Raw genomic sequence first — 22,623 nt, 5'->3', positions numbered from 1 at the left:
GTGACCCACTACCCATCAATGGCGCGGTACACCTGAGACGGTCAGGGTCAACAATAATAGGCAGTACGCCAGTTGACCGCTGATTCAGTGGGCCGACAACATTCGCACTGCTGAGTGTCGGTTTCTATGGCTTGTCTAGGTCATGTTGACAAAAGGCGCACCCAGAGGCGGATGGACGTGATGTCTATGAAGCCAAGGAAACTTTCGGCGGTTTTGTCGTAGCGGGTTGCGATGCGGCGAGCGTTTTTCAGTATCGATGACGGGTCGTTCGTCCCACAAGGTGCAGCGCGAGTTCTCTGGGCTGCGCAGGCGCTATTGGGGCCGCAGGTGCTGGGGTCGCGGGTATTTCTCGCCCACTAACGGTGCCATCACGGAAGACATCGTACTTCCAGTACTTGGAAAAACACATCGACGATCCTACCGGCGCCAGCCAGTAGTGGTTCAGTTCCTTCGTCGAACAGAGCTCATACCTCGGCAAATGACCAAGCTAAGCGACCCAAATGACCAACAGCATGCGCAAACTGGTCAACTATCGTGATTAGTCACAAACAAGAAAAGTGGTGAGCCGGTCGGGATCCGAACCCGAGACCTACTGATTAAAAGTCAGTTGCTCTACCAACTGAGCTACCGGCCCACTAGGTGGCGTAATTAGAAAGACATGGGCCGGGGGTCAACCCCAATTCTGCCACTAATCCTGCGCAATCTCTGGATTCATTTCGGGCAGGGGTTTATATGCCGCCGCATGGATATGCGCGCGCACATCGGTCTGCCCTTCATGAAGATGCATGGGCTGGGAAACGACTTTGTCGTTTTTGACGCGCGCACGCGCGATGTGCCGATGAATGCGGCGCTGGCGCGGGCCTTGGGGGATCGGCGGCGCGGGATCGGGTTTGATCAATTGGCGGTTATAACGAAGGGCGCCGGGGATGCACATCTGACCTTCTGGAACACCGATGGCAGCATCGCGGGCGCGTGCGGCAATGCCACCCGCTGCATCGCGCGCTATCTGATGGACGAAGGCGGCAAGGACGCGCTCCACCTGACGACCGCACGCGGCGATCTGTATGCGCGGGACGCGGGCGGCGGTCTGACGGCGGTCAACATGGGCGCGCCACAGCTGGATTGGCAGGATATTCCGCTGGCCGAGGCGATGGATACGCTGCAATTACCCATCGAGGGCGGGCCGGTTGCCAGCGGCATGGGCAACCCGCATTGCACCTTTTTCGTCCCCGATGCCGAGGCAGTTCCGCTGGACCAGTTCGGCCCCCGTTACGAACACCATCCGCTGTTCCCCCAGCGCACGAATGTGCAAGTGGCCAGCATCATCGGCCCCGATCACATTCGCATGCGGGTTTGGGAGCGGGGGGTCGGCCTGACGCTGGCTTCTGGCTCCTCCTCCTGCGCAGTGGCGGTTGCGGCGGCGCGGCGCGGGCTGACGGGGCGGGCGGTGCGGATTGATCTGGACGGCGGCACGCTGATGATCGACTGGCGCGATGATGGCGTCTGGATGACCGGCCCGACAATGCATGTGGCCAGCGGCACCCTGACGCCGCAATTTCTGGAGAGCTTGCGATGAGCGCGCCGATCTTTTCCAACCATGGCTGCCGCCTGAACGCGTATGAGACGGAAGCGATGAAGGAACTGGCCGCAGGGGCCGGGCTGGAAGCGGCCGTGGTGGTCAATACCTGCGCCGTGACGTCCGAGGCCGTGCGCAAAGCGCGTCAGGACATCCGCCGCCTGCGCCGCGACAACCCAAACGCGCGAATCATCGTCACCGGCTGCGCCGCCCAGACCGAACCCGCAACGTTTTCGTCGATGCCCGAGGTCGACGCCGTCATCGGCAACACTGAAAAGATGCAGGCAGACACCTGGGCCGGGTTGGCGGGTGATTTCGGGACCGAGCCGGTGCAGGTGGACGACATCATGTCCGTCACCGAAACCGCGGGCCATCTGATCGACGGGTTCGGCACGCGCAGCCGCGCCTATGTGCAGGTGCAGAACGGCTGTGACCATCGCTGCACGTTTTGCATCATACCCTATGGCCGGGGTAATTCGCGCTCTGTGCCTGCGGGCGTTGTGGTGGACCAGATCAAGAGGCTGGTGCAGCGCGGCTATAACGAGGTGGTGCTGACCGGCGTCGATCTGACCAGCTGGGGCGCCGATCTGCCCGGCCTGCCAAGGCTGGGCGATCTGGTGATGCGCATCCTGCGGCTGGTGCCGGATCTGCCGCGCCTGCGCATCAGCTCGATCGATTCGATCGAGGTGGATGACAACCTGATGCAGGCCATCGCGACCGAATCGCGGCTGATGCCGCATCTGCATCTGAGCCTGCAACATGGCGACGATCTGATTCTCAAGCGGATGAAGCGGCGCCATTTGCGTGACGACGCGATTGCGTTCACCCAAGAGGCGCGGCGCCTGCGCCCCGACATGACCTTTGGCGCCGACATCATCGCCGGTTTCCCGACCGAGACGGAGGCGCATTTTGAAAACTCCCTTGCGTTGGTCACTGACTGCGATCTGACATGGCTGCACGTGTTCCCGTATTCTCCGCGCCCCGGCACGCCCGCCGCGCGGATGCCGCAGGTGAACGGCGCCGCGATCAAGGCGCGCGCGGCACAGTTGCGCGCGGCGGGCGATGCGCAGGTGGCGCGGCATCTGGCGGGGCAGGTGGGACGCGATCATGCGGTCCTGATGGAAAGCCCGCATATGGGTCGGACCGAGCAGTTTGCCGAAGTCGCCTTTGACGATCCCCGCCCCGAAGGGCAGATCGTGCCGGCGCATATCACCGGGGCGCGCGACACCCGGTTGATCGCGGCCTGATGCATCCGAACCCTGTCTATCGCGGTGCCAGCGCTGTCTTTAACCTCGATTTTGCGCGGCATCAGGGCTTTGGCATGTTGGCTGTCGCGGCAGATGGTGCGCCGCTGATCAGTCATATTCCGTTCATCCTGAACGCTGGCGGTGACGTGGCCGATTTCCACCTTGTCCGCTCGAATCCCATCGCGCGGATGATCAAGACGCCGACGCCTGCGCGACTGGCGGTGCAGGGCCCGCATTCCTACATTTCGCCCGATTGGTATGGGGCCGAGGATCAGGTGCCGACGTGGAACTATGTCGCGGTGCATCTGGTGGGCGAGATCGCATTGCGGCCACAGGGTGAACTGCGCGATTTGCTGGACCGGCAATCGGCGGTATTCGAGGACCGGCTGGCGCCCAAAACGCCATGGACCACGGCCAAGATGACGCCCGAGGTGCTGGACCGCATGATGCGCCAGATCGTGCCCTGCCGTATGCGCATCGCCGAAGTGCATGGCACCTGGAAGTTGAACCAGAACAAGCCCGATCCGGTACGCGAATCGGCGGCGGACCATGTCGATGCCTACGGCATGGGGCAGGAGATCCGGCTGCTGGCGGCGCTGATGCGCGGCGCCTGAGCGCTATGGACAGGCCTTGGGTGGCCTTCTACGCTGCGCCGCGTGACGCCAGCAAAAGGAGCGCACCGAGATGAAGCTGTTGATGGGGCCCACGTCGCCCTTTGCCCGCAAGGTTGCTGTTGTTCTGCACGAGCTGGACATGACCAACGCAGTCGAGCAGGAGGTCGTGTCCACCACCCCGATCCAGAGCGACCCCGCCGTCGTCGTCGCCAATCCGCTGGGCAAGATCCCGGCACTGATTCGCCCCGATGGCCCGGTGCTCTATGACAGCCGGGTGATCTGCCGATACCTCGATTCGCTGGCGGGCGGCACGCTTTATCCGCAGACGCGCCTGTGGGAGACGCTGACGCTGGAGGCGACGGGCGATGCCATCATGGATGCGGGTGTGCTGATGATCTACGAGATGCGGGTGCGCCCCGAAGACAAGCAGTGGGACGGCTGGCTCGATGCGCAATGGACCAAGGTCACCGCCGCCATGGACGCGCTGGAGGCGCGCTGGATCAGCCATCTGGCGGGGCCGCTGGACATGGGGCAGATCGCCGTTGCCTGCGCGCTCAACTATATCGATTTCCGGCAGGGCGATCGCGGCTGGCGCGATGCGCGCCCGCAACTGGCGGCGTGGCTGGATGGGTTCTCGCAGCGCGCCAGCATGCAAAAAACCCGGCCTGAATAAGCCGGGTTTCGGTACATCTGGTCGCCAATGGCAGATCAGAAACTATAGCTGACGCCGACATTCACGGCATGCGTCACCAGTTTGGTGCGCAGCTTGCCGTTCGCCCCGCCGGGGTCGCCATTGATCGTCACGTCATTGTCCGACCAGGTGATCTGATATTCACCGAACAGCGCCCAGTTGTCGCTGAGCGCATATTTCATGCCCGCAATGCCACGCAGGGCAAGGCCGGTCATCTCGTAATCATGGGTGCGGTTCGTCGCGCCGACGGCCAGAATGTCGACATGCGGAATGGCGACCCCGATGCCTGCACCGGCATATGGGGTGAAATTGCTGCCCTCGAGCGCGCCGGGGAAACGCTTCATCACGTTGGCGGTGATGATGTTGTGGCCGTCGGTGAACTCCAGCCGACTGACGCCGATCGCGGCCTGATCTGCGGCACTGGCATAGGCCTTGGTATGGGTCCCTTCGATGCCGAACCCCAGATTGCCGCTGGTCCACCACATCGCACGGCCGCCATAGTAGAACGGGTTGTCAAAGGGTTTGCCCTTCCAACTGACGTTGCGATCAAACGCCGCGCCGCCGTTTGGCAGATAACCGGACGCGTCGCTGTCATTCGCGCTCTGGGCGCCCAGATAGAGACTGAGTTCGAATTCGGCGGCAGCGGGGGAGGCCATCAGCAGAATCGCTGCGGCTGCGGTCGGGAGTGTCTTATGCATGTCGGGCGCTTTCTGCTGGGACGGGATTTGCCCGTCACATATACCTCCCGGGCCGCTGTCTCAAGCGCGACACATGCGCGCTGGGCCATTGGACACTGGACGCGCTGGAAAACCCTCGCTAAAACCACGCAACGTAAAGGTCGCGGGTCTTCTGTGGCCCAAAAACCGTACGGGTCTTTTTTTTGGCCCTTGAGAATGGAGTAAACCTCGTGTCCCACGCAGACGATCACGAAGGCACCCGGAGGGACTTCCTCTACTATGCCACTGCCGGCGCCGGCACTGTCGCAGTCGGCGCTGCCGTATGGCCGCTGGTCAACCAGATGAACCCTTCGGCTGACGTTCAGGCGCTTAGCTCGATCCGGGTCGATGTCGCGGATGTCGAGGTCGGCACCCAGATCACGGTCAAGTATCTGGGCAAGCCTGTCTTTATCCGCCGCCGCTCTCAGGCCGAGATCGACGCCGCGCGCGACGTGGATGTCGCCAATCTGATCGATCCCACGTCGCAAAACCCGAACCTGAACGGCATTCAGCCCGCGACCGACGCGAACCGCACGCTTGCCATGCCGGGCGCCGAAGGCGACGCTGCCGAAGAGTGGCTGGTGATGATCGGGGTCTGCACCCATCTGGGTTGCGTTCCCATCGGCGATGGCGCCGGCGATTTCGGCGGGTGGTTCTGCCCCTGCCACGGATCGCACTACGACACTGCCGGGCGCATCCGCAAAGGGCCCGCGCCCGAGAACCTGTGGATCCCTGTCGCCGAATTCGTCGACGACTCAACGATCAAACTGGGATAAGGACAGAAATAGATGGCTGGTATTCCGCACGATCATTACGAACCCGGCACGCGGGGCGAAAAGTGGCTGAACAGCCGCTTGCCCATTGTCGGGCTGCTGTATGACACATTGATGCTTCCGACCCCCAAGAACCTCAACTGGATGTGGATCTGGGGCATCGTTCTGACCTTCTGCCTCGCGCTTCAGATCATCACGGGCATCGTCCTGGCGATGCATTACACACCGCATGTCGATTACGCCTTTGCGTCGATCGAGCATATCATGCGCGACGTGCGCGGCGGTCACTTTATCCGATATCTGCACATGAACGGTGCCTCGCTGTTCTTCGTCGCCGTCTATCTGCACATCTTCCGCGGTCTCTACTACGGCTCCTACAAGGCCCCGCGCGAAATTACGTGGATCATCGGCATGCTGATCTACCTTTGCATGATGGGCACCGCCTTCATGGGCTATGTTCTGCCATGGGGTCAGATGTCGTTCTGGGGCGCCACGGTCATCACCGGCCTTTTCGGTGCAATCCCGTTCATCGGCGAGCCGATTCAGACATGGCTGCTGGGCGGACCGGCGGTGGACAACGCCACCCTGAACCGTTTCTTCAGCCTGCACTACCTGCTGCCGTTCATCATCGCGGCGCTGGTGGCTGTCCACATCTGGGCCTTCCACAGCACGGGCAACAACAACCCGACCGGTGTCGAAGTGCGCCGCACGTCCAAAGCCGAAGCCGAAAAGGACACCGTCCCCTTCTGGCCCTATTTCGTGATGAAGGACCTCTTTGCGCTGGCTGTTATCCTGGTTGTTTTCTTTGCGATCGTCGGTTTCATGCCGAACTATCTGGGCCACCCTGACAACTACATCGAGGCGAATTCGCTATCGACGCCTGCGCATATCGTGCCGGAATGGTACTTCCTGCCCTTCTACGCGATCCTGCGTGCCTTCACCTCTGACGTCTGGGTCGTGATGGCGGCCAGCTGGATCACCGGCGGTATCGTCGACGCCAAGTTCTTTGGCGTGCTGGCGATGTTCGGCGCGATTGCGGTCATGGCTCTGGCACCGTGGCTGGATACCTCCAGCATCCGGTCGGGCCGCTACCGCCCGATGTTCAAGTGGTGGTTTGGCCTCTTGTGCCTGGATTTCATGGTGCTGATGTGGGCAGGCGCCATGCCGGCGGAAGGGATCTATGCGATCATCTCGTTGATCGCATCGGCCTACTGGTTCGTTTACTTCCTGATCATCCTGCCGCTACTGGGTGTGATTGAGAAACCGCAGGCGCAGCCCGTGACGATCGAAGACGACTTCAATGCGCATTACGACGCGCCGACCGGTGGTACCCATACCACCGTCAAACCTGCCGAATGAGAGAGGACATGAAACCAATGTTCAGTAAAATTGGCGCGCCTCTGGCCGTCGCCGTCGCCCTCTCGGTTGCTTCAGTCTCGGGGAATGTGGCCTATGCCGCAGGTGCCGAGGCGCACATTGACGATATCGATTTCTCCTTCGAGGGACCGTTCGGCAAGTTTGACACGCTGCAGTTGCAACGCGGCCTGAAGGTGTACACCGAGATTTGCGCAGCCTGCCATGGCCTGCAATATGTGCCCATCCGCACATTGCATGACGAGGGTGGTCCGCACTTGCCAGAAGATCAGGTGCGCGCCTATGCGTCCCAATTCGAGATCTTCGACCCCGAGCTGGACGATTACCGCGAGGCAAAGGCGTCGGACCATTTTCCCGGTTCGGGTCTGGAAACCGCGCCCGATCTGTCGCTGATGGCGAAAAAGAGGGCTGGTTTCCACGGGCCGTACGGCACCGGCATCAACCAACTGGTCAAGGGCATCGGCGGGCCCGAGTATATCTACACCCTGCTGACCGCCTATGAGGATCCCCCCGAATGTGCCCCCGAAGACTTCCCGGGCAGCTATAATACGGCCTTCGCCGTTGGCGGGTATCCGGACGAGTGCAAGGACGAAGCCGGCCACCACACCACACCCGGCAGCTGGATCTCGATGGGCCAGCCGCTGTGGGGGGACGACGTCGAATTCGACGACGGCCATCCCGCTGACATGCATAACGAGGCCAAGGATGTCGCTGCGTTCCTGATGTGGACTGCCGAGCCCAAGCTGATGGCACGCAAGTATGCCGGCTTGACCGGTGTTCTGTTCCTGACGCTCCTGTCCGTCCTGCTTTACCTGACGAACAAGCGTCTTTGGGCGCCGATCAAAGGTAAGAAACGCAAGCACTGATACGGACACGCCTTTCCGGCACCGAATCACACCCCGTTCGCCCCGGCGAGCGGGGTTTTTCGTATTTTTTGTCCAAATGTCGGAACTCTCCCGCGCTGGGGCGTCGTTGCTCCTTCAGTGATGTAAAGGATGGAGAAATGCCCAAGACAGCAAAACTATACCGAATGGCCATGCCGGATCATCTCTGTCCGTTCGGCCTGAAGTCCAAGGCCCTTTTGGAGCGACGGGGATACCAAGTCGAAGATCACAAGCTGACGACCCGTGATGAAACGGACGCCTTCATGCAAGAGGCGGGCGTCGACACAACGCCGCAAACCTATATCGACGGTGACCGAATCGGTGGCCATGACCTGTTGCGCAGCCACTTTGGTCAGCATGTGCGCGAGGAAGGCGAAACGAGCTATACGCCGATCGTCGCGATCTTCACCACGACTGCCCTTATGGCGCTGGCGCTGTCATGGGCGGCGTTTGACACGTTGCTCACCATCCGTACATTGGAGTGGTTCATCGCGCTATCCATGACGGTTCTGGCGATCCAGAAGCTGCAGGATGTCGAACGCTTTTCCACGATGTTCCTGAATTACGATCTGCTGGCCCGTCGATGGGTACGCTACGCCTATCTCTATCCATTCGGCGAGGCGCTCGCAGGCGTGTTGATGTTGTCGGGCACGGCGATCTGGCTGGCATCGCCGGTCGCGATCTTCATCGGGGGTATCGGTGCCGTATCGGTCATCAAGGCCGTCTATATCGACAAGCGCGAGTTGAAATGCGCCTGCGCGGGCGGCGATAGCGATGTGCCGCTGGGGTTTGTTTCGCTGACGGAAAACCTGATGATGCTGGGCATGGGCTTCTGGATGCTGCTGACCTGATCGAAGCCCGGGCTCAGGGTCTGCGCAGCGTGTCCCCATAGCTGATCGTCGGCTCCAGCGCGACATGCACCGGCGATTGATCGGCGTCCGGCTGGACACGGTCCGCTATGATCTGCGCGGCGCGGCGTCCGATCTCGTGTCGGCACGCGTCCATCGTCGCCAATTCGCGCGGCAGTCCCTTGATCATATCCAGACCGTTGAACCCGGCAAGCCCGATCTGGTTCGGGATATCATAGCCATGCTCCAGCAACCAAAGCAATCCGCCTGCGCCGATCATATCATTGGAATAATAGAGAAAATCCAGCTCTGGGTCGCGCTCCAGCAGCACTTGGGTCATCTCGCGCCCTTTGACCAGCGCCGAACCGCCAGAGTAGAACTCGCGCTCGGTGATCTCGACACCGGCCTTGGCCAGCACGCTGGTCAGGCCCTCGTACCGTTTACGTGCCCGGTGGTCGCGCGGCATCGTCGTCCCCATGAAGCCGATGCGCCGATACCCCCCCTTGAGGATAGCACGCCCCATCTGTTCGCCCGCCCGACGATGCGAAATACCAACGACCGAATCGACGGGCGTGCCGTCGACATCCATGATCTCGACGACGGGGATACCGGACGCCCGCAACATGGTGCGCGATGCCTCTGAGTGTTCCAGCCCCGCGATGATGACACCAGAGGGGCGCCATGACAGCATCTCGTACAGGACCTTCTCTTCCTTCTCGCGGGTATAGTCGGTCAGCCCCATGACGGGCTGCAGTTCGGTTTTTTCCAGAACCTCATTGATGCCGGTCATTACCTCGGGAAAAACCATGTTGGACATCGACGGGATGATGACGGCGACCAGATTGACACGGCTCGACGCCAATGCGCCGGCGATTTTGTTCGGCACGTAGCCAAGCGCCTTGGCACTGGCCAGCACCCGCTCGCGGGTGGCCTCGGATACGTCTCCGCGGTTCCGCAGCACGCGGCTAACGGTCATTTCCGACACGCCCGACGCTTCGGACACATCACGCAAAGTCAGGGGGCGATCATGGCTGGAAGTCACTTTATGGATCCTGCTATTTTTTTTGATGTTACCGCGAACATCTGTGCCGGATCAAGCACCCTGCAAGATCATGCTGCACGGCGAATTCTAACATGACAATCTTGGTTCACCACGCTATTCAAACGCCTACGGCCCCGTGGCTCAACTGGATAGAGCAGCCCCCTCCTAAGGGGCAGGTTATTGGTTCGAATCCAATCGGGGTCACCAAGTTTTATGGGTATTGTTGTGTCGCGTCATTTGCTGCACCCGTGGCTGGGGTGATTTCCTGTTTTCTAGCGCCCCCAGCGCCCCTGATTGGTGTGCGGGCTGTGGGGCCAATAGACACGTTCTTTGGTCACGATGCTCGTTGAAAAGAAGCCAGAGGCGTCGGCAATGCTGGCGCCGCTTCAAGCGCCTAAGTGATCGCGGGGTGGTTGAGCGTGTGCGGTGCCGGGCGCCATCTCAGGTCGACCTTGATCATGATTTGCGCCCATGCGGTTTTGATTGGTGTTACGCGCTGGCCTCTCCAAGACACGGCCCAAATATCGCCGAGCGCATGCCAGCGGCGAACGTGTCCGAGCAGTTGGCGGGGGAGCCGAGCGGGCGGTCGTCGCTTTTTGGTGGCGCGCCCGACTTCGCCCATTCGGCATAAAACGCCCGCGTTATCCGCAGGCAACGCTGGCCGGTACAGCGAAGATGCCTTCCAGGAGGCGTTAGGCGATCTTGCGGACGGTCTGGCGGGCACGCTGTCTAGTTCGCACGCCTATGATGTGTCTCGTACCTACGCGACGGGAAGCGCCTTGCGCCCGTCGAAAATATGCGGTGCAGATGTGTACGTCGGACTGGTGGTGCTATCTCGGCCGCCGCCGCATTTTTCGATAGGACGCTATTGGTTTTGGCGTCGCGCGTGTCGTCGTCCGAAGGAAATATCAGGCAATCCTTGCTTCGACGAAAACCTCGCTGGCCAGATTGGGCAGTCGTTTGCCCAGCTCGTATAGTCCGTTCATCACCTCCCGCCCCAGGTCGCTGACCAAGGGTTCCATTTGCTGATGCGTGAACGGTTTGACCAAATGTCCGCCGGTGGCCGTGACCGACAGGCCGTGATCCTCCAGTTGGGCGACCAGATCAGGCAAGTCGTATACGCGGGGTTGTTGCAGGCTCGCGTTGCGGGGGCTTATCGCCTTGACGTCATCGATCAAACCCATCGCCTGCGCCAGTTGGCGATGGATGGACTGGGCATTGGGCACGTTGATGTGCAGGACGGTTTCGGGGCCCATCCGCTGGCGCATGGCAGAGATCAGCTGATCCGAGTCCGGGACTTCATGCAGCAAACCTGAACAGAGCATCAGATCAGCCGCATTCGGAACCTGCTCGGTCACGTTCTCGAAGAAACCCTGGATCACCCGCAGGCCGGGCAGGGGGCTTGCGCGGGCATGATCGGAAAAAAACTGCGAGGGCTCGATAATGGTCCAATCGCTCCAGCGTCCCCCGGCATCCCAATATCCCTTGGCCTGCAAATCGGCGCCGCAGCCCAGTTCGATGACCGTTTGCGGGCTGTGATGGGCCAGACGCTCGAGCACAAGCTGGCGGCGGTAGCGCACCATTTCAGCCTCAAATCCAAAATCATCCAGGTATTCGGTCGTGTAGGACGTGATACTTTTTGTCATTCCAACCCTCTGCGTGAAGCTGATCGGGGTTTAAAGGCTTGATGAGTCCGAAAGCTGTTTGATGATACGCGCGCGGTCCTGACCGAGCAACCGGCGAAGCCTGCGCTTGAACCTTTTGATGGGGCGGTTCTGAGACGAGGCCTCGTAAGGCGTGACCCCGTCCGCGGCCTGCTTGCCGACAAGCGCCTTCTGAAAGAAGGCGAACTGCTCTGCGTTTACGGCCGTTGAAAAGGCGTGATGAAGGTGCGGAGCACGGTCCGCCAGAAGATCACGGATGATTCGGATATGCGTGGCGGCGAAAGAGCAGTTGGCGCCAAGTGTTGGCAGCATCGTCGTCAGGGCGTCACCGACGGCCAGATAGTTTGCAGGCGCGGCCCCGGTTTCAAAAACGCTGACATTCCATGTGTTGCGCGGGTTGATGTAGATCTTGTTGGGGCCGACCGGCTCGGCCGCCTCGATCCAGGCCGCGACATGCGGGCTTTGGCGACAAAACGACATAAACGCCTCGCGGTCGCGCATTTCACGCAGCAGCGCCTTGTGTGCGGCGTCAATGGCCAGAGAGATCGAAAACCAGCCCCCGGCACCGGGATAGAGCATCATGGCGATGGCGCCGAAGTCGTGGGGGCATTCGATCAGCGGATCTGGAAGAGGCCGCGCGCGCGTATCAAGGCCGCGAAAGAACTGGGTGATATACACGACATTACCGGGCTGGTTGATCACACCGCTCTCCGTGTCGGCCAGCGTGGTCATGATGGGCGACTTGGTCCCGGTTGCGTCCAATACCAGTGTCGACGGGCAAATCGGAATAGGATCACCAGACGTCAACGAAATGGCCGTTATTCTGTCAGCCTCTGTTTTTGCACCGGAAACGGTGGCGTCGACATGGCGTGTTTGGATCCGTTGTCTGAAAAGCGTTTCGACAACCTCGTCAAACTGCCAACGGGTTGCGAACATCCGGCGGGACCCGGCGGGGGCGTCACCGCTCAGGCGGTAGGAGCCGGGAACAAACCGGCAGCCATGGTCAGCCATGGCAGGTAACAGGCTTTGATCAATGCGCTCCAGTTCCTGCTCAAGGCGCGGCAAAAAGATGTGACTATGCGCATGTTGCCCCACCAAACCGTCAAGCGTTTCAGCCCCCACGTTCCTTTTCGGCGGCGCGATCATCGACCTGACCGGCAGAACGGGATCCAGTGCGATCGCCGCCAGATGCGCGGAATATCCGTTTCCCAGAATGAGAAGATCGCTGAAGTCACTCTGCCTTGTCATCGCGCCTCAATCGGTTTTGATGTTGGATCTAGTGAGTCGGATATGGCTCAAACCCATCGAGTCGCCAATTCCTTGCTTATCCTGCTCTTGATGTCCTCTGGCAAGGCGGCGCGCCTGATTTGCAGGTACAAGTGAAGCCGTGCACCAGCAGAGAGATCCCGCCAAAGCCGCTTGGGCAGGGCAATCTCATGCTGATCGACCCATCTGCGCGCATTGTAGTCAGAGTCGCGACGACCGAGCGGCGGTAGGTAGTCGAGCGGCGCGACGACGTTGCCCTGCGCGGCAGATATAACGCGCTCGGCCACCGCAGCGTTAGAAAAATCCTGAACGAGGCTTTTCTGGACTGCCCCCAGATCGAAAGGATAGGCCCCTCCGTTCAAGAATGTCTTAAGCGCGGACGCAAGCGCATCGACGGTTTCGAACCTCAACTTTTCGGAAGGGCTAACCCCTGATGCATTGCTGGCGTTGGGCGCAAAGCAGGGAACGCCAAGTGCGGCTGCCTGTGGATAGGCCGTCCCCCCATCGAGGGGGAAACTGTCAATATAGCAAGATGCGGATTTTAGGATGTCCTCGACCTCACCTTGCGGCAATGGGCCGCGTAGATGAACGCGGTCCGGATAGGCGGTCGTGACGTCTGCCCACCAGTCATCTTTGTGCGATGGGCCGATCAGGATGACATCGTTGGCGACGTGCGGCAGTAGCTCCATTAGAAAATCAGGAAAGCTCAGACCCGGTGTCGGGCGGAACTTTCCCGGTCCGCCCATGGAGACGATGGGGCCGTTTCGCGGAGCTATGTGGCTTGATACAGAGGCGACATCATCATCAACGATCGGGATGCCCATGAAGCTCTGCGTGCGCGCCGCGCGGCGGTCGCGGGTCGTCTTCCATCCTGTCATGCAGATTTCCAACACGACATCGGCGGCTCCCGGCCCTAGGCTGAAGACATGATCGGCGTGATTAACGAATAGGATCTTTTTGTTTTGCGCCCACAAAACGCGCGCGGCAAAGGCCGCCGCAGCATCATCGGGATGCGTATGCAGGAGGATCGTCCCGGCGTTCTGCGCCGCTGCAACGATGGCCGCTGCCCGCGCGGATGGCTTGCCTTTCAATCTGGTAACGGGGCCCGGAAACTCGGCCACATGATTGCCTTTGCGGGCGTCGGTCAGCAGCAGCGCCTGCGTCCCATGGCCAGATAGCCCGGCGCTCAATCGCCAAATCAGGCGCGAATGCCCCCCTTGGACATGGGTCTGCGTGGCGATGTGCAGAAAGTCGGCCTTGGGCAAGGCGGGCTGCGTGGATTTCAGGGAACTGTCTGCCCATTTCTCGAAAAAGGACTCTTCGAGGCTCTCGTTGCCGAAATGGCCCGAAATATTGTCCCAGTGCAGCCGCGCATAGAGACGTAGCAGCGCCAGCCCGTCGTTCAGACTGCCGCTCGACAGGACGGCGGACGCAAGTATGCTGGAAAAGGTCTTGAGAGTTACACAGGACTGCGATGTTTTCACGTCAAACCCCAATTACACTGATTGAACAAAATGCTTCGCTCGCCGAGCATGTCCATTTGCCTCAATAGGGCGCCGCATGCCAAGTGGGTCAATCCGTCACATGAATCGCTACAGATAGCCTTCGGTGCGAAAGCTCAGCTCGCAGGATTTGCCGATGATCAGATGGTCGTGCAGGGTGATTCCCATGACCTCGGCGGCGTCCTTGATTTTTTGCGTCATCACGATATCGGCTTCCGACGGGGTCGGATCGCCTGATGGATGATTATGAACCAGGATCAGGGCCGAGGCATTCAGCTCCAGCGCGCGTTTTACGACCTCGCGGGGATAGACCGGGACGTGATCGACGGTGCCGGTTGCCTGCTCTTCGTCCGCGATCAGCACGTTTTTTGTGTCCAGAAAGAACAGTCGGAACTGTTCGGTGTCGCGATGGGCCATGGTGGTGTGGCAATAATCCAGCAGGGCGTCCCAAGAGGAAATCACCTGCCGCCGCATGACGCGCGCGCGCGCCAGACGCTGGCTGGCGGCCTCGATGATCTTGAGTTCGACGATGACAGCCTCGCCCACGCCGGATATTGTTTGCAGGCGTTGGGCAGAGGCCGACACCACGCCGTTGAAATCCCCGAACTGGTCCAGCAGGGCGCGCGCCAGCGGTTTGACGTCGCGCCGGGGGATGGCGCGAAACAGGATCAGCTCAAGCAGCTCGTAATCGGGCATCGGTCCGGCGCCGCCTTGCATGAAGCGGGCGCGCAGACGGGCGCGGTGGTCGCGGATATAGGACGGCTGCGCCGCGCCGGGCGTGACCACCGTGTCCGGCGCCTCGTCGCCGCCAAAGAGGGGCAGGGCAGCCTCGCTGAAATGGGAATAACCGCTCATGCAAGGTAGAATTGCCGAAACTGATTAACGCACGGTTAATATCACCCAGCCTTGGCCGCATCCGCAGCCTCCCTCAGTTTTCAAACCCGGTCGGGGCATTGATACCGGTCCGGGTTTGCCCCCATATTGGCGGCGTCATAACCCAAGGAGCGACCCCATGGACCTGCGCAGGATTTCCGACACTTTCAGCGTCTCGCCCCAGATTGATCCGGGCGATGTGCCCGGCATCAAGGCAGCGGGGTTTCGCGCGATCCTGTGCAACCGTCCGGACGGCGAGGAGGCGGGACAGTGCGACCATGCCCAGATCGAGGCCGCAGCGCAGGAGGCGGGACTGGCATTTCGCAGCGTGCCGATCACCTCGGGCGGTGTCACTGGCGCAGATATGGATGATTTCAACGCCGCTCTGGCCGAAATGCCCGGTCCGGTGCTGGCCTATTGTCGCAGCGGTACACGCTGCACAATGTTGTGGAGCATAAGCCAGATCGGCCAGATGCCAGCGGATCAGATCGTTGCAGCGGCGGCGGGTGCCGGATATGACATGCGCGGTGTCGTCGCGCAGATGTCGGGCCAGACTGGTCGCCAAGGCTGATGGATCAGCCATGGGGTGTCCTGAGCGAAGAGGGCGGACGCGTCACTCTGCATGAATTTCAGGGTGACAGGCTGCGCACCCGCGATTTCGCGACGATCGAGGCCGCGCAAACCGGATCGGGGGTGCCGGCCGGCAGGCTGGTGGGGTTGAAGGCGGCGCCGGACGCCGAGGTTCCCGCGCCGATCCTGCCCACGGCGCCGGGCGCCTTGGGCGCGGTACGGCAGCGCGCGCCCTATGGTTTGGTGCCTGCTGCCGCGCGTATTCTGATCGCCGGTGCGCTGGCCGAGCGGCCTGATTGGGATGGCATCATCTGCCTGCCGGGCGCCGGGCAGACGCTGTGGGTGCATGTCAGTGCGCGCGAAATCGTCAGCTTTCAGGGGGCGGCGACGCATCGTTTGGCCGCGGCATTCGGCGCCGGTGGTGGGCCTATGGACCGCGATGCGCTGGGCGATACACTGGCCCGGCCCGAGCGTCTGGCGGTGCAGTTACAGTCGGCCAGCCTGATGGGCGATACTGCGGCGATTATCGGGCATCTGATCGGGGCGGAGCTGGCGGCGATGCGCCCCTTTTGGCTGGGCCAGCAGGTGGTGATCGTCGGTGGGGCGATGCCTTATGGCGCAGCGCTGGCAGAGCAGGGCGTGCAGGCCGAAGCGGTGACTCAGATGCTGGCTTGGCGCGCGGGGCTGGCGGCGCTGGGACGTGCGGTGGGTTTGGTTGAATAAACTGTCAGATGCGGCGCGACTGGATTCTGAGGGATTTGGGTATTTCCACCAAGAAAAAGCCAAGCGCGCGGCAGGGGCTGGTGGCCAAGTAAGGGGCCGCTGAAGGAGCCCCTTACAGGATGGTTTCAGTGGCCCTTGGCGAAGGGGGCGGCATCGCCCCACAATTGGCGCACGCGTGCGTCGCGGCCGCAGGCGCTACGGTAACGCTTGTAGGCTTCGGCCTGATTCTTGATGCCGAAACGGGTGATTTGCAGGTCGCCGCCCTTGTAATAGCCCTGATGGTAATCTTCGGCCTCGTAGAAGGTCCGAAGCGGCAGGACGGGCGTCACAATCTTTTGCCCCAGTTTCTGCTGGGCCTGCGCGATGGCCTGTTTTGCATCCTCGGCCGCCTGCCCATCGGCAAATATAGCGGTGCGGTAGCTGTCGCCGCGATCGCAGAACTGGCCGCCCGCGTCAGTGACGTCGACCGAGCGCAGGAACATCGCCAGAAGCTGTTGGCGCGACACCTGGGCGGGATCGTACATGATTTCTACCGCCTCATAGTGGCCGGTATCGCCGCGTGTGACTTGTTTGTAGGTTGGATTTTTGGTGGTGCCGCCAGTGTAGCCGGACACGACCTCGGACACGCCCTTGACGGATTCGAAGTCTGCCTCGACGCACCAGAAGCAGCCACCGGCGACGGTCAGGGTTTCGGTGGCGGCCGCATGGGCCTGATTGCCCTGGGTGGCAAAGCCGACGACGATCAGCGCGCCCAGCAGGGATGTCTTGAGTTTCGTCATGGCCTTTGTCACGGGGGTCTCCTCCTGAAGTTCTGCGCGACCATGGCGCAAGGCAGCGCCTCCGCCAAGCCTGCGAAACACGGTCTCACGCAAGGGTGAGATCAGGTTACCGGCGCCAAGCGGCGGTTTCAGATCTCGTAGCGTTTCAGGATCTTGTCCACGCGCTGTCCAGAGGCCAGCGCGACATCTGCGCGGCGGGCATAGTCGCGAAAGCCGCGGCTTTGGTAATAGATCAGCCCGCCCTCGTTATCAGCGCGGATGTCGGCGCTGATCCAGACATATCCCAGCGCGCGGGCGGCCTGCGCCGTTGCCGTGAAGAGGGCCGAGCCGATCCCGAGCCCGGTGCGCCCGATCTGCACGAAGGTCGCGATATCGCAGGCCTCGGGCGGCAGGGCGGCGGAGGGTTCGATATACTGAAACCCGCGCAGGGCGCCTTCGCGGTTCAGCGCGACATGCCAGGCGGACCGGCCCGGCGCCGATTGCATCATCCGGGCCATGTCGCCGGTCGAGATGGGGCGGGTGCGGGCGGTGGTGCCACCTGCCGCGACGATTTCGTTCAGCAGTTCGGCCAGCGGCGCGGCATCGAGCGTGGTGGCGCGGCGCACGGTGATCATCCCATATGCTCCAGCAATTCGGCGGTGCGCGCGGTATAGGCGCCGCGCGTCTCCAGCGGGGGGCGCAGGCGGATTGTCAGCCCCTCCATCAGCGCCGGATCGGGGCGGCCAAAGAAGCGGTCAGCCTCGCCTGCCTCAAATCCGGCGATCTGGGTGGCCTCCATCCATGCGCTGACCCTGTCGGCCTTCTTGATCTGTTTCTTGACCGATTGAGGGATGGCGGCAGGCAGGCCGAAACGGATGTGAATGGCGACTGTCAGCCGTTTGTCCAGTTCCTCATAGCCGGGGCCGACGGCGTTTTTGACCGGCGATATCATGTCGCCGATCACGTATTCGGGTGCATCATGCAGCAGTGCGGCCAAGTGCCATTTCGGCGGTGCCTTGGGGGCGATTCGACCAAAAATCTGTTCGACCAGCAGCGAATGTTCGGCAACCGAATAGGCGTAATCACCCAGCGTCTGACCGTTCCAGCGCGCCACGAAGGCCAGGCCGTGGGCGATATCGGCAATCTCGATATCCACCGGGGTGGGGTCCAGCAGGTCCAGCCTGCGGCCCGAAAGCATTTTCTGCCAGGCGCGGGGTTTGGGCATGATTTTTCTCCGCCGACTCTTTGCGACCACCCATAAGGCCGGCGCGCGCGGGTTTCCAGCGCCTCGGCGCAGCCGCGCATTGCTGCATGGGCAGCCAAGTGCTATCTGCGCCTCAACCAAATTTTCTCAAGGAGCCGTTCAAGATGGCACAAGACTATATCGTCAAGGATATCAATCTGGCCGCCTATGGCCGCAAGGAATTGGATATCGCAGAAACTGAAATGCCCGGACTGATGGCGCTGCGCGAGGAATTCGGCGCGACAAAACCGCTGAGCGGGGCGCGCATCGTTGGCAGCCTGCACATGACGATCCAGACGGCGGTACTGATCGAGACGCTGAATGCGCTGGGCGCCGATGTGCGCTGGGCCTCGTGCAACATCTTCTCGACGCAGGACCACGCGGCAGCCGCGATTGCCGAGGGCGGTACGCCCGTTTTCGCCATCAAGGGCCAGACCCTGACCGAGCATTGGGATTATCTGGATCGCTCGTTCCAGTTCCCTGATGGCGCGAACATGATCCTCGACGATGGCGGCGATGCGACGCTTTACGTCCTGCTGGGCGCCCGCGTCGAGGCGGGCGAGACGGGCCTGATCGAAACGCCCACCTCGGAAGAGGAAGAGGCGATTTTCGCCCAGATCAAGAAGCGCATGGCACAAACCCCCGGCTGGTTCACCAGGACGCGCGATGCGATCAAGGGCGTATCGGAGGAGACGACGACAGGCGTTCACCGCCTCTACGATCTTCACAAGAAGGGCCAGTTGCCCTTCCCGGCGATCAACGTGAACGATTCTGTGACCAAGTCGAAATTCGACAACAAGTACGGCTGCAAGGAAAGCCTTGTCGACGGCATCCGCCGCGCGACCGATACGATGATGGCCGGCAAGGTTGCCGTCGTCATGGGCTACGGCGACGTGGGCAAAGGCAGCGCCGCATCGCTGAGCGGTGCTGGCGCGCGCGTCAAGGTCACCGAGGTCGATCCCATCTGCGCGCTTCAGGCGGCAATGGACGGGTACGAGGTGGTCCTGCTGGAGGATGTTTTGGCAACTGCCGACATTTTCATCACAACGACCGGCAACAAGGACGTGATCCGCATCGAGCATATGCGCGAGATGAAGGACATGGCCATCGTCGGCAATATTGGCCATTTCGACAATGAAATTCAGGTTGCCAGCCTGAAAAACCACAAATGGACCAACATCAAGGAACAGGTGGACATGATCGAGATGCCCTCGGGCAATCGTCTGATCCTGCTGTCCGAGGGGCGTCTGCTGAACCTTGGTAATGCCACCGGGCATCCCAGCTTTGTCATGTCGGCCAGCTTTACCAATCAGGTGCTGGCGCAGATCGAGCTGTGGAAGAATGGCGGGCAGTACGAAAGTCAGGTCTATATCCTGCCCAAGCATCTGGATGAGAAGGTCGCGCGCCTGCATCTGGACCGCATCGGCGTCAAGCTGACCCCGCTGAGCGCCGAGCAGGCCGCCTATATCGGCGTGACGCCGGAAGGCCCCTACAAGCCCGAGCATTACCGCTACTAAGCGGAAAATTTCCGTTTACTACCATGCAGACAGGCAGGTTTCCGCGCAGGAAGCCTGCCTGTTTTGCTTTGCGCCCCGTAGACGGGAACCAAACATGCGCGGCACGCCTTATCCGTTCGTAACGTGACACCAAGGAGGACGTACCATGAAACTCAAGACCCTTATGATGAGCGCCGCCATCTCCGCCCTGATTGCAGGCAGCGCGGTCGCGCAAACAGAGACCACGGACACCACCGCCGCTGATGGCACTGTCGCCGCAACCGGCGACACGGATGCCGCCGTGATTGCGCCGCAATTCACGTCGATCAGCGAGATGACGGTTGGCGATCTGGTCGGTCAGAATGTCTACGAACCCAATGGCGAGACGATCGGCGATATCGATTACGTCGTTGGCAGGGACGGCGGTGCGCTGGCTGTGATCGGCATCGGTGGCTTTCTGGGGCTGGGCGAATATACCGTCGGCCTGCCATTGAGCGACTTCACTTATGATGCATCGCAGCAGATGGTGACTCTGGACACGACCAAGGAGGCGCTGAAGGAGCAGGTCGAGTTCGACGAATCGGATGTCGAGAGCCTGCCCGACGAGACGCCGCTGGCCAGTCTGATTGCCAGCGCGGACGCGACTGGCAGCGACGCGGTAGTGGATGACATGTCGGACGACACCATGGCTGTAGACCCTGTGGTGCCGGATGAGGGCGCCGATATGAGTGATGAGGGCGCCGATATGAGTGATGACACCTCCGTCACAGGTGGCGCCGTCACGGATGACAGCGCAACGTCGATGGAGGCCCCCGCAGAGGCCGATACGATGACAGACGACACTGCGGTCGAAGAAAACACCACCACCGAATGACGCGGTGATGGCACGCGATTTTTGAGGCAAACTTTACCCCCGGCCCCTGCGGCCGGGGGTTTTTCGTGCGCAGATCTGCTGCAAAATACGCAGCAGGGATTTTTTCTTGGTCATGGTGTCGCGACTCAGTAGTGTCTGGGCAGGCCGGAGCGAGGCCATACAGAGTGGACAGCAGGACGCACCCTGCGGCAGAGGAGATTTGAGATGGGCAAACGTGATGATTTGATTGCGCGCTATGCAGAGGATCTGAAGAACAAGTGCGGCATCACGCCGGACATGGATCTGCTGACCAAGGTCACGATCGGCTGTGGCCCCTCGATCTACAATGCGGATTCGTCGACCGTGGCCGGCAGCCAGTCAGGCGAGTTGGAGACGGTCAAGAACAACTTCTTGGTCAAGAAGCTGGGTCTGGCCGATGGTCCGCAATTGATGGAGGCGATTAACAGCGTGCTGGACACCTATGGCCGGTCCGAGCGGAACAAGTATCGCGCGGTTGTCTATTACATGCTGACCAAACATTTCGGAAAAGAATCTGTTTTCGGCTGAGGCCCCTTTTCCGGCGTTCCTGTTCGTTTCGAGCCTTGGGATTTGGGTATTTTTACCAAGAAAAAGCAGCGGGCGCGCATGTCGGACTGGCCCGTTGGCAATTTGCGCCGTTGCGGCGTGGCAATCATCGGATCATCGCCTTAAGTATTGGTGGGACGGTCGTTGGGGAAGGATGATCCGGGCATGACACATCAATCGACAGAATTTCGCGCTCCGCCGGATCGCGGCGAGGCGCGGGATGCGTTGGCGCTGCTCCGGCGCTGGGCGGCGCAGGCCAGCCCCGAAGAGGTGGCGGATCTGGACCCGGCGATCTCGCGTCTGCTGCCGCGCGGCGAGGTCGCGAATTACCCGGCGCTGTCACGTGCCTATCCGGAAGACTTCAAGCCTGACGATGCGTATCGCGCCACGATGCCGGATTTGCAGAACGGGCCGGCGTCGCTGATCAAGGGATCGCACCAGCCGCTACAGCATGTGGGTATCTCGAATTTTCGCCTGCCGATCGGATTTCACACCAAGGGCGGCGGTGACCTGAGGCTGGAGACATCGGTAACCGGCACGGTCAGTCTGGAGGCGGGCAAGAAGGGCATCAACATGTCCCGGATCATGCGCAGCTTTTACAAGCATGCCGAACGCACATTCAGTTTCGAGGTGATCGCGGACGCGCTGGACGACTACATCAACGATCTGGGCAGCGTCGATGCGCGCATTCAGATGCGGTTTTCCTACCCGGCCAAGGTGCAGTCGCTGCGCTCGGGGCTGGAGGGCTATCAGTATTACAATATTGCACTGGAACTGGTCGAAACCAACGGCGTGCGGCGCGAATTCATGCATCTGGACTATGTCTATTCCTCCACCTGCCCCTGTTCGCTGGAGCTGAGCGAGCATGCGCGGCAGGCGCGCGGCCAGCTGGCGACGCCCCATTCACAGCGATCGGTCGCGCGTATTTCCGTTGAGGTGAAAGGCGGCGATTACCTGTGGTTCGAGGATCTGATCGAAATTGCCCGCAGCGCCGTGCCGACTGAAACGCAGGTAATGGTCAAGCGCGAGGACGAGCAGGCCTTTGCCGAGATGAACGCGGCAAACCCGATTTTCGTCGAGGATGCGGCGCGGCTATTTTGCGAGGGGCTGCTCGGGGATGCGCGCATAGGTGATTTTCGTGTCGTGGCCAGCCATCAGGAAAGCCTTCATAGCCATGATGCAGTCAGTGTTCTGACCGAAGGGGACACGTTCGTGACCCAGAGCATGGACCCGAAGCTGTTCTCGACGCTGTTTCATACGGGCTGAGCCACGCCTTGGGGGAATGAGGCGGACAGGCGGATTTCCGTTCAAATGGCCGGTGGCGT

General features: G+C 61.2%; 24 protein-coding genes, 2 tRNA genes and 1 pseudogene. 16 read left to right on the top strand and 11 right to left on the bottom strand.

The features are described from left to right. Positions 1 to 140: 140 nt before the first annotated feature. Positions 141 to 251 (bottom strand): annotated as a pseudogene (locus FGD77_RS05130) (IS5/IS1182 family transposase); the annotation flags it as partial. Between the two features lie 5 nt (positions 252 to 256). On the opposite strand from FGD77_RS05130, the gene FGD77_RS22385 reads away from it, so the two are divergent. Then, complete coding sequence (locus FGD77_RS22385; protein ID WP_369682704.1) at positions 257 to 538, top strand: transposase; 282 nt, start codon at positions 257 to 259, stop codon at positions 536 to 538. Between the two features lie 20 nt (positions 539 to 558). Here the strand turns inward: FGD77_RS22385 and FGD77_RS05125 are convergent. Continuing rightward, positions 559 to 634, bottom strand: a tRNA-Lys gene (locus FGD77_RS05125). A gap of 108 nt (positions 635 to 742) precedes the next feature. On the opposite strand from FGD77_RS05125, the gene dapF reads away from it, so the two are divergent. From dapF to FGD77_RS05105, 4 genes are all read left to right on the top strand, one after another. Next, on the top strand, positions 743 to 1,576 hold the full coding sequence (gene dapF, locus FGD77_RS05120) for a diaminopimelate epimerase (RefSeq protein WP_255007034.1): 834 nt from the start codon (positions 743 to 745) through the stop codon (positions 1,574 to 1,576). Further along, positions 1,573 to 2,823, top strand: a complete 1,251-nt coding sequence (mtaB, locus tag FGD77_RS05115; protein WP_255007032.1) for a tRNA (N(6)-L-threonylcarbamoyladenosine(37)-C(2))-methylthiotransferase MtaB — start codon at positions 1,573 to 1,575, stop codon at positions 2,821 to 2,823. Before dapF ends, mtaB begins: the two co-directional genes overlap by 4 nt. Beyond that, entirely contained in the window at positions 2,823 to 3,437 is a 615-nt protein-coding gene (locus FGD77_RS05110; RefSeq protein ID WP_255007031.1) for an FMN-binding negative transcriptional regulator, read from the top strand. The genes mtaB and FGD77_RS05110 overlap by 1 nt, the downstream gene beginning before the upstream one ends. Positions 3,438 to 3,507: 70 nt before the next feature. Further along, positions 3,508 to 4,110: a glutathione S-transferase gene (locus FGD77_RS05105; RefSeq protein ID WP_255007030.1), complete on the top strand. Its 603-nt coding sequence runs from the start codon at positions 3,508 to 3,510 to the stop codon at positions 4,108 to 4,110. 35 nt (positions 4,111 to 4,145) lie between these two features. Here the strand turns inward: FGD77_RS05105 and FGD77_RS05100 are convergent, their stop codons facing one another. Beyond that, a complete protein-coding gene (locus FGD77_RS05100) occupies positions 4,146 to 4,826 on the bottom strand; it encodes an outer membrane protein (RefSeq protein ID WP_255007029.1) in 681 nt (226 codons plus the stop codon). A 209-nt stretch (positions 4,827 to 5,035) separates the two neighbouring features. On the opposite strand from FGD77_RS05100, the gene petA reads away from it, so the two are divergent. The 4 genes from petA (at position 5,036) to FGD77_RS05080 (ending at position 8,726) form a co-directional block, all read left to right on the top strand. After that, the gene (petA, locus tag FGD77_RS05095; RefSeq protein WP_255007028.1) at positions 5,036 to 5,620 is read left to right on the top strand and encodes a ubiquinol-cytochrome c reductase iron-sulfur subunit; all 585 of its coding nucleotides are present in this window, start codon (positions 5,036 to 5,038) and stop codon (positions 5,618 to 5,620) included. 12 nt (positions 5,621 to 5,632) lie between these two features. After that, positions 5,633 to 6,976: a cytochrome b gene (petB, locus tag FGD77_RS05090; protein WP_255007025.1), complete on the top strand. Its 1,344-nt coding sequence runs from the start codon at positions 5,633 to 5,635 to the stop codon at positions 6,974 to 6,976. Between the two features lie 17 nt (positions 6,977 to 6,993). Beyond that, positions 6,994 to 7,857: a cytochrome c1 gene (locus FGD77_RS05085; RefSeq protein WP_255014089.1), complete on the top strand. Its 864-nt coding sequence runs from the start codon at positions 6,994 to 6,996 to the stop codon at positions 7,855 to 7,857. Between the two features lie 137 nt (positions 7,858 to 7,994). After that, positions 7,995 to 8,726 carry a MauE/DoxX family redox-associated membrane protein gene (locus FGD77_RS05080; RefSeq protein ID WP_255007023.1) on the top strand — a complete coding sequence of 244 codons (732 nt, stop codon included), beginning with the start codon at positions 7,995 to 7,997 and terminating at the stop codon, positions 8,724 to 8,726. Positions 8,727 to 8,739: 13 nt separating this feature from the next. Here the strand turns inward: FGD77_RS05080 and FGD77_RS05075 are convergent, their stop codons facing one another. Continuing rightward, positions 8,740 to 9,765 (bottom strand): LacI family DNA-binding transcriptional regulator, encoded by a 1,026-nt coding sequence (locus tag FGD77_RS05075; protein WP_255007022.1) that lies wholly within the window; start codon positions 9,763 to 9,765, stop codon positions 8,740 to 8,742. 130 nt (positions 9,766 to 9,895) lie between these two features. Here FGD77_RS05075 and FGD77_RS05070 point away from each other — a divergent pair. After that, a tRNA-Arg gene (locus FGD77_RS05070) sits at positions 9,896 to 9,972 on the top strand. A gap of 701 nt (positions 9,973 to 10,673) precedes the next feature. Here the strand turns inward: FGD77_RS05070 and FGD77_RS05065 are convergent. From FGD77_RS05065 to radC, 4 genes are all read right to left on the bottom strand, one after another. Further along, entirely contained in the window at positions 10,674 to 11,411 is a 738-nt protein-coding gene (locus tag FGD77_RS05065) for a bifunctional 2-polyprenyl-6-hydroxyphenol methylase/3-demethylubiquinol 3-O-methyltransferase UbiG (RefSeq protein WP_255007021.1), read from the bottom strand. Positions 11,412 to 11,441: 30 nt separating this feature from the next. Beyond that, positions 11,442 to 12,677, bottom strand: a complete 1,236-nt coding sequence (locus FGD77_RS05060) for a hypothetical protein (RefSeq protein ID WP_255007020.1) — start codon at positions 12,675 to 12,677, stop codon at positions 11,442 to 11,444. Positions 12,678 to 12,724: 47 nt separating this feature from the next. After that, on the bottom strand, positions 12,725 to 14,179 hold the full coding sequence (locus FGD77_RS05055; RefSeq protein WP_255007018.1) for a hypothetical protein: 1,455 nt from the start codon (positions 14,177 to 14,179) through the stop codon (positions 12,725 to 12,727). A 108-nt stretch (positions 14,180 to 14,287) separates the two neighbouring features. After that, positions 14,288 to 15,052 (bottom strand): DNA repair protein RadC, encoded by a 765-nt coding sequence (gene radC / locus FGD77_RS05050; protein ID WP_255007015.1) that lies wholly within the window; start codon positions 15,050 to 15,052, stop codon positions 14,288 to 14,290. 157 nt (positions 15,053 to 15,209) lie between these two features. Here radC and FGD77_RS05045 point away from each other — a divergent pair, with 157 nt between their 5' ends. Next, a complete protein-coding gene (locus FGD77_RS05045) occupies positions 15,210 to 15,641 on the top strand; it encodes a TIGR01244 family sulfur transferase (RefSeq protein ID WP_255007012.1) in 432 nt (143 codons plus the stop codon). Beyond that, positions 15,641 to 16,363: a 2-dehydro-3-deoxygalactonokinase gene (locus FGD77_RS05040; RefSeq protein ID WP_255007009.1), complete on the top strand. Its 723-nt coding sequence runs from the start codon at positions 15,641 to 15,643 to the stop codon at positions 16,361 to 16,363. The genes FGD77_RS05045 and FGD77_RS05040 overlap by 1 nt, the downstream gene beginning before the upstream one ends. A gap of 125 nt (positions 16,364 to 16,488) precedes the next feature. Here FGD77_RS05040 and msrA read toward each other — a convergent pair whose 3' ends face one another. The 3 genes from msrA to FGD77_RS05025 form a co-directional block, all read right to left on the bottom strand. Beyond that, complete coding sequence (gene msrA, locus FGD77_RS05035) at positions 16,489 to 17,142, bottom strand: peptide-methionine (S)-S-oxide reductase MsrA (protein ID WP_255014087.1); 654 nt, start codon at positions 17,140 to 17,142, stop codon at positions 16,489 to 16,491. A gap of 128 nt (positions 17,143 to 17,270) precedes the next feature. Next, the gene (locus tag FGD77_RS05030; RefSeq protein WP_255007006.1) at positions 17,271 to 17,756 is read right to left on the bottom strand and encodes a GNAT family N-acetyltransferase; all 486 of its coding nucleotides are present in this window, start codon (positions 17,754 to 17,756) and stop codon (positions 17,271 to 17,273) included. After that, complete coding sequence (locus FGD77_RS05025; protein ID WP_255014085.1) at positions 17,753 to 18,349, bottom strand: HD family hydrolase; 597 nt, start codon at positions 18,347 to 18,349, stop codon at positions 17,753 to 17,755. Before FGD77_RS05025 ends, FGD77_RS05030 begins: the two co-directional genes overlap by 4 nt. Positions 18,350 to 18,489: 140 nt before the next feature. Between FGD77_RS05025 and ahcY the strand changes: the two genes are divergently transcribed. The 4 genes from ahcY to folE2 all read left to right on the top strand — a co-directional run bounded on the left by ahcY (position 18,490) and on the right by folE2 (position 22,564). Next, positions 18,490 to 19,881: an adenosylhomocysteinase gene (gene ahcY / locus FGD77_RS05020; protein ID WP_255007004.1), complete on the top strand. Its 1,392-nt coding sequence runs from the start codon at positions 18,490 to 18,492 to the stop codon at positions 19,879 to 19,881. Positions 19,882 to 20,026: 145 nt separating this feature from the next. Continuing rightward, complete coding sequence (locus tag FGD77_RS05015) at positions 20,027 to 20,734, top strand: PRC-barrel domain-containing protein (protein WP_255007003.1); 708 nt, start codon at positions 20,027 to 20,029, stop codon at positions 20,732 to 20,734. A 204-nt stretch (positions 20,735 to 20,938) separates the two neighbouring features. Next, positions 20,939 to 21,280 carry a DUF2853 family protein gene (locus FGD77_RS05010; RefSeq protein ID WP_255007002.1) on the top strand — a complete coding sequence of 114 codons (342 nt, stop codon included), beginning with the start codon at positions 20,939 to 20,941 and terminating at the stop codon, positions 21,278 to 21,280. Between the two features lie 183 nt (positions 21,281 to 21,463). Next, on the top strand, positions 21,464 to 22,564 hold the full coding sequence (folE2, locus tag FGD77_RS05005; protein ID WP_255007001.1) for a GTP cyclohydrolase FolE2: 1,101 nt from the start codon (positions 21,464 to 21,466) through the stop codon (positions 22,562 to 22,564). Positions 22,565 to 22,623: the final 59 nt, after the last annotated feature.

It is taken from the genome of Roseovarius sp. M141 (assembly GCF_024355225.1).
Taxonomy (GTDB): domain Bacteria; phylum Pseudomonadota; class Alphaproteobacteria; order Rhodobacterales; family Rhodobacteraceae; genus Roseovarius.
The sequence above is the reverse complement of the archived record's forward strand: the minus strand, read 5'-3'. Positions and strand labels throughout refer to the sequence as shown.

Excerpts from the sequence above, each read along its gene's own strand:
- FGD77_RS22385 (WP_369682704.1), top strand. The coding sequence starts at position 257 with ATGACGGGTCGTTCGTCCCACAAGGTGCAGCGCGAGTTCTCTGGGCTG.
- dapF (WP_255007034.1), top strand. The coding sequence starts at position 743 with ATGGATATGCGCGCGCACATCGGTCTGCCCTTCATGAAGATGCATGGG.
- mtaB (WP_255007032.1), top strand. The coding sequence starts at position 1,573 with ATGAGCGCGCCGATCTTTTCCAACCATGGCTGCCGCCTGAACGCGTAT.
- FGD77_RS05110 (WP_255007031.1), top strand. The coding sequence starts at position 2,823 with ATGCATCCGAACCCTGTCTATCGCGGTGCCAGCGCTGTCTTTAACCTC.
- FGD77_RS05105 (WP_255007030.1), top strand. The coding sequence starts at position 3,508 with ATGAAGCTGTTGATGGGGCCCACGTCGCCCTTTGCCCGCAAGGTTGCT.
- FGD77_RS05100 (WP_255007029.1), bottom strand. The coding sequence starts at position 4,826 with ATGCATAAGACACTCCCGACCGCAGCCGCAGCGATTCTGCTGATGGCC.
- petB (WP_255007025.1), top strand. The coding sequence starts at position 5,633 with ATGGCTGGTATTCCGCACGATCATTACGAACCCGGCACGCGGGGCGAA.
- FGD77_RS05085 (WP_255014089.1), top strand. The coding sequence starts at position 6,994 with ATGTTCAGTAAAATTGGCGCGCCTCTGGCCGTCGCCGTCGCCCTCTCG.
- FGD77_RS05080 (WP_255007023.1), top strand. The coding sequence starts at position 7,995 with ATGCCCAAGACAGCAAAACTATACCGAATGGCCATGCCGGATCATCTC.
- FGD77_RS05065 (WP_255007021.1), bottom strand. The coding sequence starts at position 11,411 with ATGACAAAAAGTATCACGTCCTACACGACCGAATACCTGGATGATTTT.
- FGD77_RS05060 (WP_255007020.1), bottom strand. The coding sequence starts at position 12,677 with ATGACAAGGCAGAGTGACTTCAGCGATCTTCTCATTCTGGGAAACGGA.
- radC (WP_255007015.1), bottom strand. The coding sequence starts at position 15,052 with ATGAGCGGTTATTCCCATTTCAGCGAGGCTGCCCTGCCCCTCTTTGGC.
- FGD77_RS05045 (WP_255007012.1), top strand. The coding sequence starts at position 15,210 with ATGGACCTGCGCAGGATTTCCGACACTTTCAGCGTCTCGCCCCAGATT.
- FGD77_RS05040 (WP_255007009.1), top strand. The coding sequence starts at position 15,641 with ATGGATCAGCCATGGGGTGTCCTGAGCGAAGAGGGCGGACGCGTCACT.
- msrA (WP_255014087.1), bottom strand. The coding sequence starts at position 17,142 with ATGACGAAACTCAAGACATCCCTGCTGGGCGCGCTGATCGTCGTCGGC.
- FGD77_RS05030 (WP_255007006.1), bottom strand. The coding sequence starts at position 17,756 with ATGATCACCGTGCGCCGCGCCACCACGCTCGATGCCGCGCCGCTGGCC.
- ahcY (WP_255007004.1), top strand. The coding sequence starts at position 18,490 with ATGGCACAAGACTATATCGTCAAGGATATCAATCTGGCCGCCTATGGC.
- FGD77_RS05015 (WP_255007003.1), top strand. The coding sequence starts at position 20,027 with ATGAAACTCAAGACCCTTATGATGAGCGCCGCCATCTCCGCCCTGATT.
- FGD77_RS05010 (WP_255007002.1), top strand. The coding sequence starts at position 20,939 with ATGGGCAAACGTGATGATTTGATTGCGCGCTATGCAGAGGATCTGAAG.
- folE2 (WP_255007001.1), top strand. The coding sequence starts at position 21,464 with ATGACACATCAATCGACAGAATTTCGCGCTCCGCCGGATCGCGGCGAG.